Annotated in this window: 15 protein-coding genes; 5 read left to right on the top strand and 10 right to left on the bottom strand. The window is 34.8% G+C overall.

The annotated features are described in order from the left end of the window. The first annotated feature begins 12 nt into the window (after window positions 1–12). Window positions 13–300: a hypothetical protein gene (locus tag C1726_RS13765; RefSeq protein WP_102273679.1), complete on the top strand. Its 288-nt coding sequence runs from the start codon at window positions 13–15 to the stop codon at window positions 298–300. Window positions 301–1,506: 1,206 nt separating this feature from the next. Here C1726_RS13765 and C1726_RS13770 read toward each other — a convergent pair. The 5 genes from C1726_RS13770 to C1726_RS13795 form a co-directional block, all read right to left on the bottom strand. Beyond that, window positions 1,507–2,259 (bottom strand): FxLYD domain-containing protein, encoded by a 753-nt coding sequence (locus tag C1726_RS13770; RefSeq protein WP_102273680.1) that lies wholly within the window; start codon window positions 2,257–2,259, stop codon window positions 1,507–1,509. Between the two features lie 1,407 nt (window positions 2,260–3,666). Continuing rightward, complete coding sequence (locus C1726_RS13780; RefSeq protein WP_102273682.1) at window positions 3,667–4,896, bottom strand: hypothetical protein; 1,230 nt, start codon at window positions 4,894–4,896, stop codon at window positions 3,667–3,669. Beyond that, window positions 4,883–5,416, bottom strand: coding sequence for a cysteine hydrolase family protein (locus C1726_RS13785; protein ID WP_102273683.1), 534 nt, complete (start codon window positions 5,414–5,416; stop codon window positions 4,883–4,885). The genes C1726_RS13780 and C1726_RS13785 overlap by 14 nt, the downstream gene beginning before the upstream one ends. Beyond that, on the bottom strand, window positions 5,413–6,597 hold the full coding sequence (locus C1726_RS13790; protein WP_102273684.1) for an arginase family protein: 1,185 nt from the start codon (window positions 6,595–6,597) through the stop codon (window positions 5,413–5,415). Before C1726_RS13790 ends, C1726_RS13785 begins: the two co-directional genes overlap by 4 nt. Before the next feature lie 125 nt (window positions 6,598–6,722). Next, entirely contained in the window at window positions 6,723–7,868 is a 1,146-nt protein-coding gene (locus C1726_RS13795) for a HesA/MoeB/ThiF family protein (RefSeq protein WP_102273685.1), read from the bottom strand. A gap of 770 nt (window positions 7,869–8,638) precedes the next feature. Between C1726_RS13795 and C1726_RS13800 the strand changes: the two genes are divergently transcribed. From C1726_RS13800 to C1726_RS13810, 3 genes are all read left to right on the top strand, one after another. Beyond that, a complete protein-coding gene (locus C1726_RS13800; RefSeq protein WP_102273686.1) occupies window positions 8,639–10,609 on the top strand; it encodes a methyl-accepting chemotaxis protein in 1,971 nt (656 codons plus the stop codon). 558 nt (window positions 10,610–11,167) lie between these two features. Then, window positions 11,168–12,877 carry a methyl-accepting chemotaxis protein gene (locus C1726_RS13805; protein ID WP_102273687.1) on the top strand — a complete coding sequence of 570 codons (1,710 nt, stop codon included), beginning with the start codon at window positions 11,168–11,170 and terminating at the stop codon, window positions 12,875–12,877. A gap of 325 nt (window positions 12,878–13,202) precedes the next feature. After that, complete coding sequence (locus C1726_RS13810) at window positions 13,203–13,511, top strand: hypothetical protein (protein WP_102273688.1); 309 nt, start codon at window positions 13,203–13,205, stop codon at window positions 13,509–13,511. Between the two features lie 330 nt (window positions 13,512–13,841). On the opposite strand, the gene C1726_RS13815 is transcribed toward C1726_RS13810, so the two are convergent. The 5 genes from C1726_RS13815 to C1726_RS13835 form a co-directional block, all read right to left on the bottom strand. Then, complete coding sequence (locus tag C1726_RS13815; RefSeq protein WP_102273689.1) at window positions 13,842–14,357, bottom strand: competence protein ComK; 516 nt, start codon at window positions 14,355–14,357, stop codon at window positions 13,842–13,844. Window positions 14,358–14,392: 35 nt separating this feature from the next. Further along, the gene (locus C1726_RS13820) at window positions 14,393–14,638 is read right to left on the bottom strand and encodes a helix-turn-helix domain-containing protein (protein ID WP_102273690.1); all 246 of its coding nucleotides are present in this window, start codon (window positions 14,636–14,638) and stop codon (window positions 14,393–14,395) included. Window positions 14,639–14,905: 267 nt separating this feature from the next. Next, window positions 14,906–15,397 (bottom strand): sigma-70 family RNA polymerase sigma factor, encoded by a 492-nt coding sequence (locus tag C1726_RS13825; RefSeq protein ID WP_102275807.1) that lies wholly within the window; start codon window positions 15,395–15,397, stop codon window positions 14,906–14,908. Between the two features lie 214 nt (window positions 15,398–15,611). Next, complete coding sequence (locus C1726_RS13830) at window positions 15,612–16,472, bottom strand: hypothetical protein (RefSeq protein ID WP_235822779.1); 861 nt, start codon at window positions 16,470–16,472, stop codon at window positions 15,612–15,614. A 141-nt stretch (window positions 16,473–16,613) separates the two neighbouring features. After that, a complete protein-coding gene (locus C1726_RS13835) occupies window positions 16,614–17,432 on the bottom strand; it encodes a M55 family metallopeptidase (protein ID WP_102275808.1) in 819 nt (272 codons plus the stop codon). A 172-nt stretch (window positions 17,433–17,604) separates the two neighbouring features. Between C1726_RS13835 and C1726_RS13840 the strand changes: the two genes are divergently transcribed. After that, a complete protein-coding gene (locus C1726_RS13840) occupies window positions 17,605–18,633 on the top strand; it encodes an asparaginase (protein WP_102273691.1) in 1,029 nt (342 codons plus the stop codon). The last annotated feature ends 5 nt before the right edge of the window (window positions 18,634–18,638 follow it).

An 18,638-nucleotide genomic window follows, 5' to 3' on the forward strand; every position in this document is an offset into this window, starting at 1 on the left:
GGTGGTGTAGTAATGACCAAAGAAGAAGAAATTCTAGAGTTTTTAAATAGAAAGGTTTTTGATCCATTACTTCAATCCAACAATGCATCAGAAATTTTAAAAAAAGGTATTCGCTATACAATCATGAGGTTAAAAGAAAGAAATGCTGTGGGAATGATTGCCTATTTTTGGTCAGCTGTAGTTGGTACTGAAAAAAGCACAAAATTTGCAAAACATATGAAAGAAAATGGATTTATAAGGTTTGAAGAGGTAATTGATGAATTTAGAGAGCGTTTTAATAATAACTGGATTAGTAGTTAGTCAATTTAGCAATTTATAAGGGCAATTATATCGATAGCATTTTTTGTTGTTTAACCGTTCCGGTGAACAGTATCACAAGTGAGGTATCGAATAATTGTTCAACAATAGGGAGTTTTCCTGAAACAAGTTGATAAAATAGACATTGGTTTGCTGTATAGTACAACGATACTATTAAATAGATGAAACATAGAGAGGCGGTCACTATTAGGTGGTCGTCTTTCTTCATTCTGCCATATAAAACAACTTCATTATTATAGCGTTTTGTGAAGAAATTCAGTAAGAGGGCATTAAAATAACAAAAAGGAGTAGATACCAAACACTTGGAGTAGATACCAAACACTTTTTTTATTGTGCTAATTTGCACTATTTTTTGTTTTCCAAATAGGATAGAAATGGTAATATTACTTCGTGTGAAAAATAGACTTTTCTTGATCTTTGTTTATGTCAAATCAATTATTAATGAGAAGGAGTTTTTAAGGGAAAGGCAATTATAGCTTTAAGGATATTTTTCATGTTATTGTATCATTACGTTCATATGCAAATAAGGATAATGCAGTAAAGGGATTTAAGCCAGGACTAGGGTTCTATCTTGCATGGTACGTTTAAATGATGGGTAGATTACAAACACACGCAGTGCTTTATGATCAGCAGAGATTAGCATATCGTTTTTCCTTTCATTTTTGGAAAATGATCATATCGGTCAGATACACGCAAGAAAGAATAATAACGGTGGTAAGTTAATTCTAATTGAACTTATTTGGAAGGACTGTTTAAACTTATGGTTAATAAGAATGTAAATCAAAAAATGGAAGTTAATGGTCCGAAAAGTGAAATATAGGGACTGTTCGTGTGATTCTTTTAGTTATTTAAAATAATATAGAGTATTAAAATATCTTTTTTTTCTACTATTCAAAGCGATATCGTGAGATAATAGTTAGCCTCTTTCTAGTTTACTAAGTATTTATGTTAGATAAGAAAACAAAATACGGTTCTCCTGATTGTCTTTCTCTTTTAATATTATTGTATAGGGTATAATTACAAAATGATAAAAATAATGCGAAAACGTTAGAAGTAGTATCAATTTAATTTCTTCTTTAAGAATCCTCACTTCCCCAATTGTAACCTTATACGTGTATGGATAAAGCGAGTAATTATATTATGTTCAATTAAATAAGGAGGGCTCTACAGCCGCTCCCTGAGTTTATATTACCAATTCCACGCAAACGCCTTTACCTCAACCGAAGCAATATTTGGAACTATAGACGCTGGAATATCTGGATAGCTTAATTCAAAACCAGATTCTCCACCAGCATTTAAGCCTACATCAACAGAACCTTTTAAAACGCCTAGCAGTTTCCCGTTTGCATCAAATAGCCCCGCAGCGATCCGAATGTCATCTTGTTTAGCATCAGTTATATTCTTCACAAGACCGGTTACTTTGTAAGGAGAAAACGAATCCCCTGCAATCCCTTTAACCCCACTAGTTTCTAAAAGGTTGCTACTTTTGTCTGTTTCGTCAAAACCATAATTGTAACTTGACTCTTTAAATATAGCTGGATCCGCTTGTCCATCCAAAGTTGTTGAATCCACAATAAATGCCGTTTCACCTGGTTGCACAACTTCAGGTACAGAATAGATCATTGTTGAAGTACCTAACACGCTATCATCCTGTCCTTTATAAGTTATCTGTGTTTCTCCAATGTCTACAGGTGTGTTTCCTGTATTTTTATAGACTGCAGCAGAGTGAACCCATACTGTATCGATGGAGTTTTTCCATGAACTAGCTGTAGAATCTACAACCTCTAGCTTAGGTTCTTCCTTTGATTCCTCTTTTTTCCCGCTATCTTCTGACTTTGTAGCCCCTCCAGAAGACTCTGAGCTTCCCGCATGTTCTCCGTTTGAACAAGCCGCTACAAATAGCAGAAGCATAATCGTAAATATTGCATAGAATTTTTTCATTGACCCTTGCTCCCTTTTGTGTAATTTTACCTATTAATCATATCATAAATATTTACGTTTTTGGGTATTTGATGGAAGTTACTTCTTGCGATTATTGTGCTATGTAATATTTCTAGTTTATTCATTTGCTCATAGGATTTATCACGGGAATGGGGATATTAGTGGAACTCGTACCCCTCCGCTCAATTGTATCAGGCTTCCTGTTCGGTTCTACAAGTGAAACATCTATAAGTCACTAATTGGGCATTAGCCTAAATTGAATAAGCAGCAAGAGAGCAAGCCAAGTTATAATTAGTGAGTCTGAAAAAGAAGTGTTAAAGAAATAATAAACTAGAGGATTGCTTGATTTTTTCAGGCAGTCTTCTTTAATGATGTGACATTGTGTAACAAGGGATTCTTCGAAGTTTGTTAGAAAGACTAGTATTTCTTTTATTCCATAATATAACTGCCTCTCTTGTTTTACAAATATCATTATAGTCAGAAATAATTGTATACAATGGAACTATAAGAAATGATCATATGCTAAAGAAGAATGCTCTAGGTTAGCCCTAATTTACAGTCAAAAACAATAGTAAATCACATAAAACAGCACCAAAAGAGAACGTTGAATACAATGAAGGAAACTTGGCTTGCTTTATGCTAGAATAATAACCGCTTGATTTGTCTTTTTACAAAGCTTTCAATTTTTTATTTCTATGATCACTTTAAGGTAGATACTGCCCACAGATTTACTATTACGTGCCTCTTCCAATTACTTTGATTTTATCAGGAATATTGATGATATATTTCTGAATAAAATCACTAATTCCTTTATCCTATACAGTATCCCACCTACAAAATCTATGCTAAAATAACTTTAAAAATTTCCTATAAGTAGTAAGGGATCCGGATTTTTTCCAAGGTCTTTTTCTTGATTTAGTCTTCAGATTCATACGAAACTTTGTGCGGCCTTTAATGATCAGTATTTCAGGCACCTAAAAAGGGAGATTTTTTGAACTTTTTTCAAAGGGGATGAATGGGGTGCGAAATAGCAAAGCTCTCATTATTTGTATAATCATTTGTTTGCTCTTACCTGCATACAATGTCGCTGCTTCACCAAAACAAACTGATAGAGCTAAACAAGAATTTACAAATGGGAATTTTATTAATAGCACACAAACAATGTTATACAGAAAAATTCATGTAGAAGACGATAAGCATATTTATTACATGGACTACCTAAGTGATTATGTTTAGTTATTATCGTAGAATCTAGTACAAAAAAGCTGATAGGAGGAAATCGCCTATCAGCTTTAATTTTATTTATTTTAAATTCATTGTATTTATTCAACAAAGTCAATTCCAATCCTTGATGGATAATATCACTTTGCCTACCAACTGAAATGTATACATCTTTGTATGAACAATTTAGTTTGAAACAGAGAAGCTTTTCTCTTGCTTCGAATACTTATCCCTAACAAAGAAATATATTACTAAGGCAGTTTCAACAATAATCAATGTTATAGTCAAAACATTTGAAATTATTTCTCCCGTAGTTCCAGATTCAAAGGATGATTTTATATTTGTAAATACTGATACGACCACAGGGATAATATAATTGAAAGTAATCAAGATATCAATGATACTTCCTAAAACCATAAATGTTCCATAAATCCAAACCTTTTTAGGATATTTTCCTTTAGTACTTCTAGATTTAATTAGGCTTTTAAATAGATCATATGATTCTTCGAACAAAGTTGGATACTTTAAGTAGTCACTGATTAGGTAGTATAGATCCGTTTTCATATAAAATCTGAATTCAAATACCAATCCAATTAGTAATAAGAGTATTACAAACCTTGAAAAATGATATAGTAATCCTTGTGTTTCGAATTGAAAAAATGCGATATAAGTAAATATGCAAATGAGGAATATATCGAATAGCATTCCAGATAGGTAGATAATATATCTCTTTTTTCTTGGTATAACCCAAATATTTTCAATTTTTGTCTGAAAAACAAGATGGGTTAATCTTCTCCCTAATGACATAAAGCCTAAACCACCACTAATTGCTCTTGTAGAGAAAAAGTGGAACAATTCGTGGAAAGAATTAAAAACTATATCCAAAACTATTAAACTTAATACTACTACTAATAATGACGAGTGCCAAAACGCCTCATCATAAGAAGGGATAATTGAGCCAGTCTTTCCACTAAGTAATAAAAAAAGTGCAATAGAAACAAAAATAAAGTAGGCGATAGCAGCAGGTATAGAAAATATCCATTTAACGTGCTTTTGCTTCACAAATTCAAATGTGATTCCGTTCTTCTTTTCTTGCTCTTCAGACGGTATTACATGTTCTCCTACTTTTTTTACAAAATTAATGCTTAGAAGACTCAATATAAAGTCTTCTAAATCAACTTCTATATCTTTACTATTCAAATCAGTTTTGACTTCGCTTAATGTCTTTCCGTTTCTTAATTCATTAATTATATATCCAGCTATTTTTGGAACTAAAATAAAGCGATTTATCAATGTTCTGCCAATATAAATTTCATCTTCTCCTTCATCAAATATTACTAAGTCTTCAAAAAACTGACAGCTTATGTCTTCCTCATTATCAAGCAAAGAGATAATGTTTTCGTTAGCATTTGACATTCTGCTCTAAAAACTCCTCATAGTATAAAACCTCGACAGACCCTGACCAATCTAATACACACCCAATAAAGTCGTTTATATCTAATCCTTTCATTTCGTATGTATTTTCATCATTGACAGTTCCAGTAGCATCCTCAATAAATGTAACTTTATAACCTCTATCAAAAGCACTTATAGCAGTGAACAAACAACAGTATTCAGTATTAAATCCTGTTATATATAGATGGTCAATATTTCTTTCTTTTAAAATTGCATCTAATTCAGTGTTATAAAATGCACTGCCTGTTATTTTATTTAATATAAAATCAGCGAAATGTACAAACTCCTTTTCAATTTCTCCCTTTTCAGTATTATCAGCTATTATGCTATTTGGATCTGAATCAATATGTTTAGTAAATATCACCAAATTGTTTGACTTCTTAAACTCACTTACAATTCCTCTAATTTTTTCTTTCACTTCACTAAAATCCTTGCGTTCCAACATCCCATTCTGCATATCTAATACAAGTAGTGCTTTCATTGATAAGCCTCCTTTTTTATAAGTTGTCTTATTGTATTCTCAATAATATTTAGTATGGCGTATAAAGTTTGATTATTTTTATCTAACAAAGGGTTAAATTCTACTATATCTAGCCCTATAATAGAGAACTGATTAAAATATCCGATTAAATCATTTAGTTGTTCCAATTTTAACCCGAACGGCAGTAGATAGCCTGTACCTTGTACGACAGAAGGGTCTAAAACATCAACATCAATTGAAATATAAACATTATCGTTTACATCTAAATACTGTTGTAGTTTATCAACCCATTGATTTTGTATGATCTCTTCTGCGGTAATTACTTTATCATTTAATAATTCCATTGAGGGCGTTAATGATTCTCTTACTCCTAAATGAATAATTTGTTTAATGTTTGGTTGATCCCGCACTTTACTTATAAAATTATTATGATTTACAGGTTGGTTTTTGTAGGGAATTACTGCATCATAGTGTGCATCTATCTTAACTAATGTTACTTCTTTTGTATCAAATGATTCTAGGATTGGAGCTGTAATAGAATGATCTCCTCCTATAGCAAAAAAAATATTATTATATGTATTTTTTAGAAAACTGTATGCATTTTTTACTCTATTATGTAGACTATATGATGATTCACCGGGTACATATAGGATGTTTCCCGCATCAAAAACTAAACTTTTGTTATAAATGGAAGAAGTCAAGGTATAGGTCTTGTCAACCTCATCTATATTAGTAATGGTAGATGTGTATCCAGATGTATACTGTCTAATTTTATTTGGTGCTAGTTTAGTTCCTGAGATACCTGTTACTGCTCCATCATATGAAATTCCAAGTAATCCAATTTGGGATTCATTAATTGGTTCATTTGCACTATCAAAAAATGAAAAATTTGAACCTTTCTTCTCGAAAAATGTATCATTAATTATTTCATTTTGGTTAGTATCACTATCACTATTAAGAATACCTAATCTAATCAAAGTACTAACTATTGGTTCGATTTCTTCTTTTTCTAATCCAAACTTACTTTCTATATCTTCAAGAGTTAATCCTAACTCGAACTGTCGGATAAATTCTAACGTTTCCTGATTTATTTCTATGCCTTGTCCTGTTATAATATTTTTTAAATGATAGTTATGATTTTCGGTTTTTAGAGAAATAATATTTTTATTTAGTGTTAACAATACACTTCCCCCTTAAATATAAGAGTAGACTATTGAATGGCAGTTCAATAGTCTAACTCTTTGAGCTTGCTAATTAAGATTCAGGATTTAAAGTATTTCGTCCACCGCGTTTTGTTAATTCTACGTCATTTAGTACTTTGATAGTGATTTTCATTGGTTTCACCCCCTTTCAAGGGCATATCATGACAACTACAAGTCTCCATTATAGGAACACTTTCGCTATCTATTTTGTATGTCTTATAGTCAAAATAAGTTAACTTATTTATTGAAAGGGGCTTTTCAATACCTGTCCTTGTTCTAATAAAGTCAAAAATAACGAAGGAACCTAGAACATTTGATGATGCAGTTAGACAATTGTTCTGTGCATCATAACCACCTTCCAATATAGATTCATATTTTTCAACTGCTTCTGGAAAATTCGCATATATGTATTTTTCTTTACATTGGTAACAAGCAGATTCAAATGGGATTATTGTTTGGAAGTATGAAGTTGTTTCACTATTACCACCATATATCCAAGGAGTGTTTGTTTCTAAACAAGCTTGGTTAGTCCAACGGTAAATCCATAAAGGCGGCTTGTCTGCAGCACAGATAACAAAGTCTGCGTTATGCGTTTTTATTATGTTTAATATATCTTCATAGCCACTTAATTTTCTATATTCCGGTATAAATTCTACATCAGAGTTAAATTCTCTAATTGTTTCAGAAGCAGCATCGGTTTTGTTCATTCCAATATGTTTTTCTCTATATAAGATTTGACGATTTAAGTTAGATAAATCTACAGTGTCGTAATCAATACCAATAACTTTCTTTACTCCCAGTGAAGCTAAGTTATACAGTATCGAAGAACCTACACCACCTAACCCAATTAATATAACCGTTGTATTAATTATCTTCTCCATATACTCATATTTTTGAGTTCCCTTAGGGTCAAAGTTTGACAAGAAGTTAATATTTCTACTATGCCTTTCCCGATAATATTCATTAAGATTTGAATGATTTGCAAGTTCAGCATCCTCCATTATATATGGCATATCTGCAACTTGTTTAATAATATCCTTTACATCATCAATTGATATACTTGGAAAATCCTCTATTATATTATTATGTATTTCCTCAACTGTAGTTTCTCCATTACATTTAGAAAGAACTGAATATATTAATCTATCAGGATCTTCTATCTCAATAGCTGTATTTGGAGTTGTTCCTATTGAAAGTTTCTGACCAAAAGGTACCATAATTAAATGCTTTCGAACTAATGGATACTTCAAATTTCATCCCCCTTAACATTCTACCAACATATCGTTCGTATAGTTAGAATTGTATACCAAATTAGAAAATTAGGAAAAAACCAAAAACTACTATATTTGGGGGTTATTCTCGAAATCTTCCATGAATTACCTAAAATTCTCCATTTTTTGTATTATTTCTCCTTTTTTCTACTTTTTCACAAAAATAAAAGACAAATAACCCATGTATTTTGACAAAGTGAAAAAAATTGTTTGATTTCATAGGAGTGTGTTCACATGGAGACCATTTCAGGAAAATACAAAAGATTGAGAGACTTCTAAACCAAAGTAGCATTCATTGAATATATCTTTTTCACTACTTACCTAATAAGATAAGTATTTTATTAGATAAGTGTATTGAAACTTGTTGAAAAATCAGGAAAGCCAGTTTATACTTCTATTAATGGTTAATTATACCTATATTTTTATAGGGATAAAGACTCATGATAAGTGATGCTGTATATAACATTTGAGTTAAGCGTATGCCTTGTAAGCAAATAACTGCTTGGTATCAAACCTTTGATAATTATTTATTTAAAATCTTTGGCTATTCACGATACCGAGAATAGTTTTTTATTTTAAAAAGAGAACGATATCACGAGATTGTATATGGATTCAAAAATGACAGTGTTAATTAGGATTCACTTAGATCTTTTCAAACTATTGTATAGTTTGGCAGCTAAACTGATAAATGTTTCTGAAAATAGGTAAGAAAGTACATGGACGAAATTGAAATCGAAAAGAGGCCCCTTATGATAAAAAACAACTTTAGAAATATAAAGACAAAACTAATAGCAGCTTTTGCCCTCATACTGATTATTCCTGCCATTAGTATTGGTTCAATCGCTTATATAACGGCAAGAGATGCAGTTGAACATCAGGTATTAGATGGAATTGCGGAGAGTCTTGATTTATTAAATCTGACAATTGATGACACCCTGCAGCCTAAAGTGCATGATGTTAAGTTTTTGTCAGAATCGGTCACATCACTATTGTATGAAGGGGCAAGCAGTCCCGACATACGTGAAAAATTAGAACAGTATGTACAATTGCACCCAGAAGCTCTAAGCATGTATGTTGGTACGGATGAAGGATTATTTATACGAGAACCGAAAGTAAAGATGCCGGATGATTATGATCCAAGAAAAAGAGATTGGTATAAAGAATCGATTGAGAAAAAGGGCGAAGTAGTCATTTCAGCTCCTTACATTGCTGCAAGTACAGGAGATATGGTCGTAACGGTATCTAAAACAACAAAAGATGGATCAGGTGTATTGGGTGTTGATATCCGTTTAAGTTACCTGCAAGAGCTTACAAAGCAAATAAAGGTTGGTGAAGAGGGATATGCACTGATTCTAGATGAAAATAAAAAATTCATTGCACATCCGACAAACAGCGCTGGAGATGAAGCGAAAGAAGGCTTTTACAATAAAATGTTTGAGCAAGAGGAAGATCAGTTTGACTATGTGCTAGATGGTAAAAATAAAGTAATGAATTTTGTGACCAACGAGATGACAGGATGGAAAATCGGCGGAAGTCTTTATACTGCAGAGATTAGTGCTGCAGCTGCACCCATTTTTCAAAAAACAATATTAGTTATCGCAGTTGCTTTAGTAATTGGTGCATTTGTTGTTTTATTTATTATCAAATCGATTATTAAACCGATTAAGGAGTTAAAAGAAACGGCGATTACCATTAGTAAAGGAGATTTAACCCAGCATGTTGCTGTTGAATCCAATGATGAGATTGGTCAATTAGGAATGGCTTTTAATGATATGCAGAAAAGCCTCAGTGTCTTAGTTCAGGAAGTTGGACAGCATGCTGAACAGGTTTCAGCTTCTGCAGAAGAACTGACTGCAAGTGCGGAACAAACAGCAAATGCTACAGAACAGGTAGCCGCTTCGATTCAAGAGGTTGCTAGCAGTGCGGAAAAACAAACAGATGGAGTCGAACAAATTGCAAAAGTATTAGCCGGAGCCTCTGAAAATGCCGTTCTTATTGCATCCCATTCGATGAAGGTTTCCGAACTTTCTAATCATACAACGGTTCAAGCAGAAATGGGAGGACAGGCAGTCACGAATACGGTGGCTCAAATGAATTCTATTCATGACTCCGTAAAGGAATCAAATAAAATGATTACATCTTTGCATGAACGTTCTAAAGAGGTCAGGTCTATTTTGGATGTAATTACAGGAATTTCGGAACAAACCAATCTTCTTGCTTTAAACGCAGCGATAGAAGCAGCAAGGGCTGGGGAGCATGGAAAGGGATTCGCGGTTGTGGCGGATGAAGTGCGAAAACTTGCGGAACAATCCCAAAGCTCTGCGGGACAAATCAATGAGATTATCCAAGGAATTCAAAGAGATACAGAAAGCTCTGTTCAAATCATGGCTCGTGTGACAGATGATGTCCAGACAGGGGTAGAAGTATCCCATGAAGCGATTGAGAAATTTAATCTCATTCTTCAAAGTACAAAAGAAGTTACTCCACAAATGGAGGATATCTCAGCTACTGCCCAACAAATGTCAGCAGCTATTCAAGAAATTACTTCCACAGCGAATGAGATGTCTGCCATTGCACAAGGAAATGCAGCGATGTCGGAAGAAGTAGCCGCATCATCAGAGGAACAGTTAGCTACAATGGAGGATATTTCTGTATCAGCCAAATCCCTTTCTTCTATGTCAGAAGAATTAAACACACTGATTTCCAAGTTTAAACTCTAAAACAAACAGGATGGAATGATACTATCAATAAAAACTGTCTAACTAATAATAAATTTGGTTAGACAGTTTTTTACTTTCAAAGAAGTGTTTGTAATAACAATATGAAGTATAAAATTTACCTTATCCCTTATTAATAACGAAAATTCCTTTAATGAATGGCTCTGTTATTTCTCATTGTTGACTTTTGTGTAAGTATGAGAATTCATTAAGCGGAAAATTTCCGTCTAATATATAGAGAGGAAGCTTAAGGAGCAGATATAAGCGGAGAAATTCCTCTAAATTAGACAAAATCCAGCGATTTGGATCCTATAAACGGAAAAATTCCGCTTATTTTTAGGGAAATATCGGTATTTCTCAATTTAGACAGAATTTTTCCGTTTATTTTTTAAAAAATCAACAATCAGTTATAACAGAGCCTAATGAATATAATTGGTAAAGGAGCAGGAATGGCATTCCATCTGGTAATTTAGCCCAATTCGAAATGCGATTGATTTCTCTATATCTAAAGAACTATAATTAATTGAAACTATAAGAATAATAAGAAAAGAAGGTGCATCTATGAATCAACAACCAAGTGGTAAAGTTAAAAAAGGAAGCTTGAAAAATCGGATTATCGGTATATCTCTTTTGCTATTTATTTCAATTATTAGTATTAGTTCCTATCTGAATATCAAGACAGTTAAAGAGAATGTTTCGGATGCGCTTTTAGAAAAGAGTGTACAGCAGGTCAATGAAATTGCGCGTCAAGCAGAGGACATTCTAGTTTCTGCGTCTAATCCCACTGAGGAATTGCAAAGTTTTGTTGAAAACAAAGTGAAACAAAATGGAATTGCATATGCTGTTGTTATTGATAATAATGTCACCGCAATTGCTCACAGTGATAAGGAGAAGATTGGTAAAAGCTATGAAGATGATGCCTACTCTGTAGATGGAGCAAAAAATGGGAAGACGATGACAAGCAGATTTTATGCTGATGTTCAGAAAAGCTGGACTTTCGATATAATGGTACCGATTTACATAAATGATACGCTTTACGGTTCCATGGATGTAGGGATATTTGAGGGGGATATTACAAAGGTAACGAATGAAATTTTAACACGGGAAATGATTACAGTTGCTATTGGCTGTCTTTTATTCATTATTCTAATGATCTTTATTTTAAATAAAATGTTCAAACCTTTGCTGTTAGCAGTGGATAAATGCAATGAAATGGGAAAGGGAGAATTTACCGAGCTAATCAACAGTAAATATACAAGCAGAAACGATGAAGTAGGCAAGCTCACGCATGCCTTGAATGAGATGCAGAATCACTTTGTTGATTTGCTTAATGAAATCAGCTTAACTTCGAATTTGGTTACTTCATCATCAGAAGAACTTAAAGAAGCAACCAGTATTTCTTTAGAGTCTTCAAAGGATTTATCATCTGCTGTGGAAGACATTGCTAAGGGTGCTGTGGAACAAGCGAAAGATACTGAATGCGGGACTGAAAGTATTGGAGAATTAGGCGAGTTAATTGAAAATAATCAGGTCTATTTAGAAAACCTGAATAAATTTGTAGATGAAGTAAGCAACATAAAGGATGAAAGCTTACTCATATTAAAAGAGCTTGTTGCTAAAACAGAAGAAAATAATCATGCAGCAAAAGTAATATATGATATCATTCTCACGACGAATGAAAGCGCTGGAAAAATTCAAAATGCAAGCCAGATGATACGGACCATCTCGGAACAAACAAATCTATTAGCATTAAATGCAGCGATTGAAGCATCTAGAGCGGGTGAAGCAGGGAAAGGGTTTGCTGTTGTTGCTGACGAAATACGCAAGTTGGCAGAACAATCTAATCAATTTACTAAGGAAATCGCTTCTGTTATAGGAGATTTAACAGGAAAAACTGGACAAGCCGTACAAACGATCCAAGAAGTGAATAATATTGTCCATTCACAGGCTGCAAGTGTGGCAACTACGAATGGCAAATTCGAAGACGTTGCGGATTCTATTGAAAAAATAAAAACAGTAATTGGAGATTTATATAACTTAGGCAACAATATGGATGTAAAGAAAGACGGAGTAATAGATATTTTACAAAGCCTATCTGCCATCTCGGAAGAAAATGCTGCCGGTACGGAAGAAGCTGCCGCATATTTACAAAGTCAAACAAACTCTATTTATGAAATTGCCAATTCCAGTGAATCATTAGCACAATTAGCTAAAAAAATGCAGGAAAATGTCTCGAAGTTTAATATACAAACAAATTCAACTCAATCGTAAGGAAAAAGCCCTATTTCTCTATTAAAACTGAGAAATGGGGCTTTTTATTATAGGAATACTTTGTTGTAGATCAGTAATTTCTTTTGTTGGGATTAATGAACAATATTATCAATTTGAATTTCCTATTCTAGTATTGTCTATAGCTGAAAATATGCAAATATTTACAATATTTTACAATTAATCTATACTAAAATAGTAACTTACAATAATAACCAAATAGAAGGATGTTAGTGTATCTTTCGTAATAACTATAAAAAAGAAAGTAAATACTTTTTAATCAATCTAGTATAAAAATCGATAATAAGTTTTAAGGAGGGGAACTATCATGAAATTAAACTCAGAGACAAATAAATTATTTCGGTTAGCGATCATTATTTCCTTTTTATTAATAATCTGGTTTCCTAATTACCCCTGTTTAATTATTATAACGTTAGGCTTAGTACTAATTGAAAATACAACCATAAAACAAAAAGTAGATAAACTTGGTATCTTTTTATTGAGTGGTGTAGTTATTACTTTTTTCTTACCTACTCCAACATCAGAAGAACAAATTTATACAACTATAGTGACCATTATCGTAGCATTTATCGATGAAATTAAAAAACCTTTTAAATCTGAAAGGAAATTAAAATAAAAAAGTATAAGAGAAAAAAGCTCCTACTCACTAAGAAGGGTCTCCTGTAACCCTCCAGTTGTTGTGAGTATTTTTGCAGTTTTATTTCCCCACCGGATTTAGAAGGAAAGTCTTGTAGAGAGAAATCTCTGCAGGGTCTTTCCTTTTGTGATTTTAAAAAAAGAATGCCGGAAGCATAGATAAAGGGAAATTGCTTGAAGTATCCTAAGTAATAAATTCAATCAAACGTTTGATCAGTAGCAGCTCGAAATATTAGTTCAAAAAAAGGGACTATTGTTTAAAGATAGAGAGCTCAAGAATGATAATCTAAAGTACAATTAAGGCAAAAGATCATTTCCTACTCTTCCTTTTTTTAAAAGGAGAACGTTGTCCATTCAAAATAATGAAAATAGAATCCCGAGTTATCTCTTCAAGCTGCTCAGCTCGTTTGATTTTACAATTGAAGGAAGATAGTTTCGCAGGGAAGATCAAGGTTTTCCCGTTGCTAAACGTGATGTGAGTTTTTCGGTTGAGGCTTGTTGTTCGTTTTGTGTGAGCGGGGTTAAACCAGATACATCCTTCATGGAAAGGTGATCTCGTTGGAAATAGGACAATTCGCTGAATCGGATTGACTAGAACGGGACAATGATGGATATTTCCCAGCAGCAGCTTGGAGGTCTCCATGGCACCGCTTAGATTATAGCCAATCTGGCGAATGCTTTCTTCAAGAATCTCTAATGGGGATTGATCAACGATAAACGTTTTCCTTGTTTCTTTAACGAGTGTGCACATTTTTCCATGACGGTCAAAAATACCTCTCATATACATTAGCTCTTTCCTGATAATATAGTGGGATAATATAAACAAGTAAATCGACTCCTTTAGCAGGCATCTGCCTTTAATTAACGATACTTTCCATTGAGTACATCCTCTTCGACTTCTTTAATAAAGTCTGATAGATCGATGGCTAATCCTTCTGCGAGAGAACTAATGGTGCCTAGGAGCGGCTCTTGCAAATTGTTTTCTAGTAAACTAATTGTTTTTCTGTGGACAGTACTATTATCGGCAAGATCCTCCTGTGTTAAAAGCTTTGCTTTTCTTAATCGCTTTAAAGTAGGGCCTATGTACTTTAATTTGTAATCTTCCATAAATAGTCACTTTTTTAGGACTATTGAAGCACAATCTGTCAATGTTTGGAATACCGTGCAGTTCCCATATGTTTCCTTTGGGGAAAACTAAGGAGAAGACCGACAGAAAAAGCGTTAAATGGAGGAGTGTAAACATCGGTATACATTGATATATATAGGTTTATAAGAGTTAAGAGGAGATCCTGGGCAATTGTTACATACTTATGACAAATCTAGACCATTATAGGAAGCAAGTGTATAGGCACCTTGCTCCCCATGAAAGTACGATTAATAGCTGCTTAATGCCTTCCGCAGTTTTTCTTTCGCACCTTTACGCCAACTTTTTACCGCAGAAGGCGAAACCTGTTCAATTGCTGCAATTTCCATAACAGTTAGTTCCTTTAAGAATGTATAAACGACCCATTTGGTTTGATTATCTGTTAATTCTCCAGCCTGACAATAGGACAGCAGAATTGATTCATCCATGGAGCAGAATCTAAACCCGTCTTCGATATATTCCCAAAATTCCTCCTCTACTGGGGTCGTCTTCTCTGCGTGTCTATTTATTCTCGACAATTCCGTCATCAGTCTCCCTTTAATATACGAATAAGCGTAACTCGTGAAGTTTCCCTTATTTTCATCAAACTGTTCATATGCCTCCCATAACCCAATCAGCCCAACCTGAAAAAACTCATCCTTGTTTTTGTAAATATTCAAAGACGAAATGATCTTGTAAATCATTGGTGTATATTGACTAGAAATCTGCTCAAAGCTTTCCATTAGAAATCCTTTCGCAAAAGCGCGCTTTGCCATGTATTCCCGGGTTTTCTACACCATACCGAAATACATTTGAACCAGCGAACAGCCCTATTCCATATTTACAGTCAAAAATAGGGGGGAAAGCTCATAAAGCCGTATCAAAAGAGAATATTGAATACATATTAAAGAAATTGGGTCTGTTTTATGCTAAATGTATGGAACGGTGATTTGTTGCTTATCGGGCAGAAGAATCGAACATGACAGAGTGAAAGAGCTCATCCAGCCAGCTTGAGGGTAGAGGTCTTCTTGCAGCTAGGCTAGAAGGGAAGTCCAGCTCGCCTAGCTCTTCGAAATAAAGATCTCTGAATTTCTTATCTAGAATGCCGTAATAATAGGCAATAGGCTTGGAGATCTTGGCTGCTGTTTTCATTTTTCGAATAAGCTGTTTAAAGGAATGGATAGCGATAGATAGTACTTGTTCCGTTTCTGTTTCCCGGTTGTTGCGATAAGCAGCTATGCTTGCCATTCTCCAGAATTCCTCAATGCATGTTGCCTCAGGGAAAAAGACCTTCACCGCTTGTACAAAGGCTTTAGGCACACGGTCACTTGTAAAGGTGTGGTCTAGAACCGTATCACCCGCGTTACGTTTATTAAAATTGTTATGATTAGTTTTAGAAAGATTACTAGTTTTATTAAGGGGGTCCATTTTCTCCTTCTTGGGTGGTTCATTGTTGGGAAAACGATTGAACACATACAGGTTGCTGGACTGAGATCCATTCTTTCTCTCTGTTTCATAGATGGTTAAGATGCCAAGTTCCGTGACTTTAACAATCATCCTTTTGAAGGTTGAGCGGGAAATCCCATTGCCGTTGAACTCCTCATGGATCGCCTTTAAAACTGTCCCAATTTTCGCATGGCACACACCCGGCACCTTCGCAGCAAAGCGAATAAGCCGCTTCAATCCGACGCGCTCTCCCTTGGAAAGCTTGTCCTTATGAACCGACATCCACATTTCAATATGCGTATTAAATTCCTCTAAGTTCTTAAATTGTGAAAAAGACTCAAACTGCTTGATTGGACCTGATTTTAAATTCATTTACATGCACCACCCTTTATTTGTTACATATGGGTTAAGGGTGGGAAAGGACAGGGTGCGGGGAAAATAAAAGGAGATTTTGTATAAACAAAGGGAAGGTTCTCAAGTTTCTAATTGAAACGCGGGAACCTTCCTTCTTTTTCAACTTAATGAGCCGGCTATCGCAATTAAACTGCGAATATATCGAAAGGCAGTGATAAAATCATCTGTTTGAAAGCGATGGGTGATGGGATTTACTTTTTCTGCAATTGGCAGGATTGCTGCTGCATCTGCTAATCCTGAATGGAGATAGGTGACTTCCACTAGAAAAGGCCCCTTCATTAATAACGGCTGAAAATTTGAGAGATTGGATAGGGCTGTGATCGTTTTCTCTTTTATTAAGGTTTGTGCACTTTGCGGGCTTAAATGACGTGCCGATTGGCGATTAATCGTGCGCTTGACAATCGCTGTTTCAATGCCAGGAAGGAATTCATGCGCCTCGTTTGCTGTATGCTGGCAGCCTGTGACCAAAACAACTGGAACGCCAAAATACCCAGATATCCCTGCGTTAAGCGCAAACTCGCCCATATCTCTTTGATTAATCCTGATATTCTGAATCACTCCTCCGTGAAAAGTATGATTTAATACCCCTTCATTCCCCATTCTTGAGTGGTACCCTAAGAAGATGGCTGCGTCGAATTCCGAATGAATGCCTTCCATCATGGCCAGCATTTTTGGTGATCCTGTTATATATTCTGCTTTTGGATGGATCAGCTCTGGAATTAAATTTCGCATCGTACCATGTGAATCATTTACGGCTATTTCAGCTGCCCCGCAAGCGAAAGCTCCTTCTATACATGCATTTACCTCTTGAGTCATTAACATTCTAGCACGATCATGTTCTTTTCCATCTCTAGCTGTATGCTCACGGTGAACGACTCCAGCCACACCTTCTATGTCCGCAGATATAAAGATTTTCAACATGAATTCCTCCTATTAGACCCTATTTATTAAGATGCGTCATATTCTCTAATTCTAGAAGGGTTAATTAAGTTCCTTTATTTTTAAAAAAATAGGTTGAAATAGGTTGTTTCATGAAATATAATTTAACAAAAGATTCAGAAATGACTAAATTGTCAAAAGGGGTGGAAAGATGTCTTCTACAAATCTAGTAGATGTATACCGTGGCAGAAGAATAGAAAGCTCACATTGTGGACATATTGCGGTAGTTAATTCAACGGGTGAACTGCTTTATTCAGCTGGAGATCCTTATAGGGTTACCTATGCAAGGTCTTCGGTTAAACCCATTCAGGCAATTCCGGTGGTTGAAACAGGTGCTGCTGACTACTACGAGTTAAGTGCACCAGATTTATCTCTATGCTGTGCATCACACAGCGGAGAGGCACAGCATACAGACAGAGTGCAGTCTATTCTGAAAAGAGCCGGAATGAATGATGAAGCTTTACAATGCGGTACGCATATCCCGCATGCGCAAGATACATATAAGAGCTTACTCGCTCAGGGAAAAGACTTAACTCCTTTATATAACAATTGCTCAGGCAAGCACTCAGGGATGCTGATCACGGCTAAGTTTATGGATGAAACGGTAGAAGATTATTATTTGCCAGATCACCCAGTACAGCAAAGAATCTTGCAGACCATTTCAGAAGTAACAGATTACCCGCTGGAAAAGATCGAGATTGGAACAGATGGATGCGGAGTACCTGTACATGCACTGCCGCTAGAAAGGCTAGCTTATGGATTTGCTAGAATGGCTGATTCCAAAACCTTAGGAGAGAAAAGAGCCAGTGCTGTTAATAGAATTACTGAAGCGATGATGGATTATCCTGAAATGGTTGGGGGTACCGGGAGATTTTGCACAGACTTCATGAAGGAATCCAATGGACGCCTATTTGGCAAGGCAGGTGCTGAAGGAGTCTATTTAATTGGAGATAAAGAGACTGGAATAGGGATAGCCATCAAGATGGAAGATGGGAATGGACGTGCCGTGTATCCTGCAGCACTGGAAACATTAAGACAAGCTGGCTTAATGGGAGAGGATCAGATCAATCGTTTGATGCATCATTACCGGCCAGTATTAAAAAATGCCCGCCAAGAAAGTATTGGTGAATTAGTTCCAGCGTTTACGTTACGAAAAGTGCACGCGCACTATTGTAAATAAAAATG

Origin of the sequence: Cytobacillus massiliigabonensis (assembly GCF_900199725.1) — a bacterium.
GTDB classification, from domain to species: Bacteria; Bacillota; Bacilli; order Bacillales; family Cytobacillaceae; genus Cytobacillus; species Cytobacillus massiliigabonensis.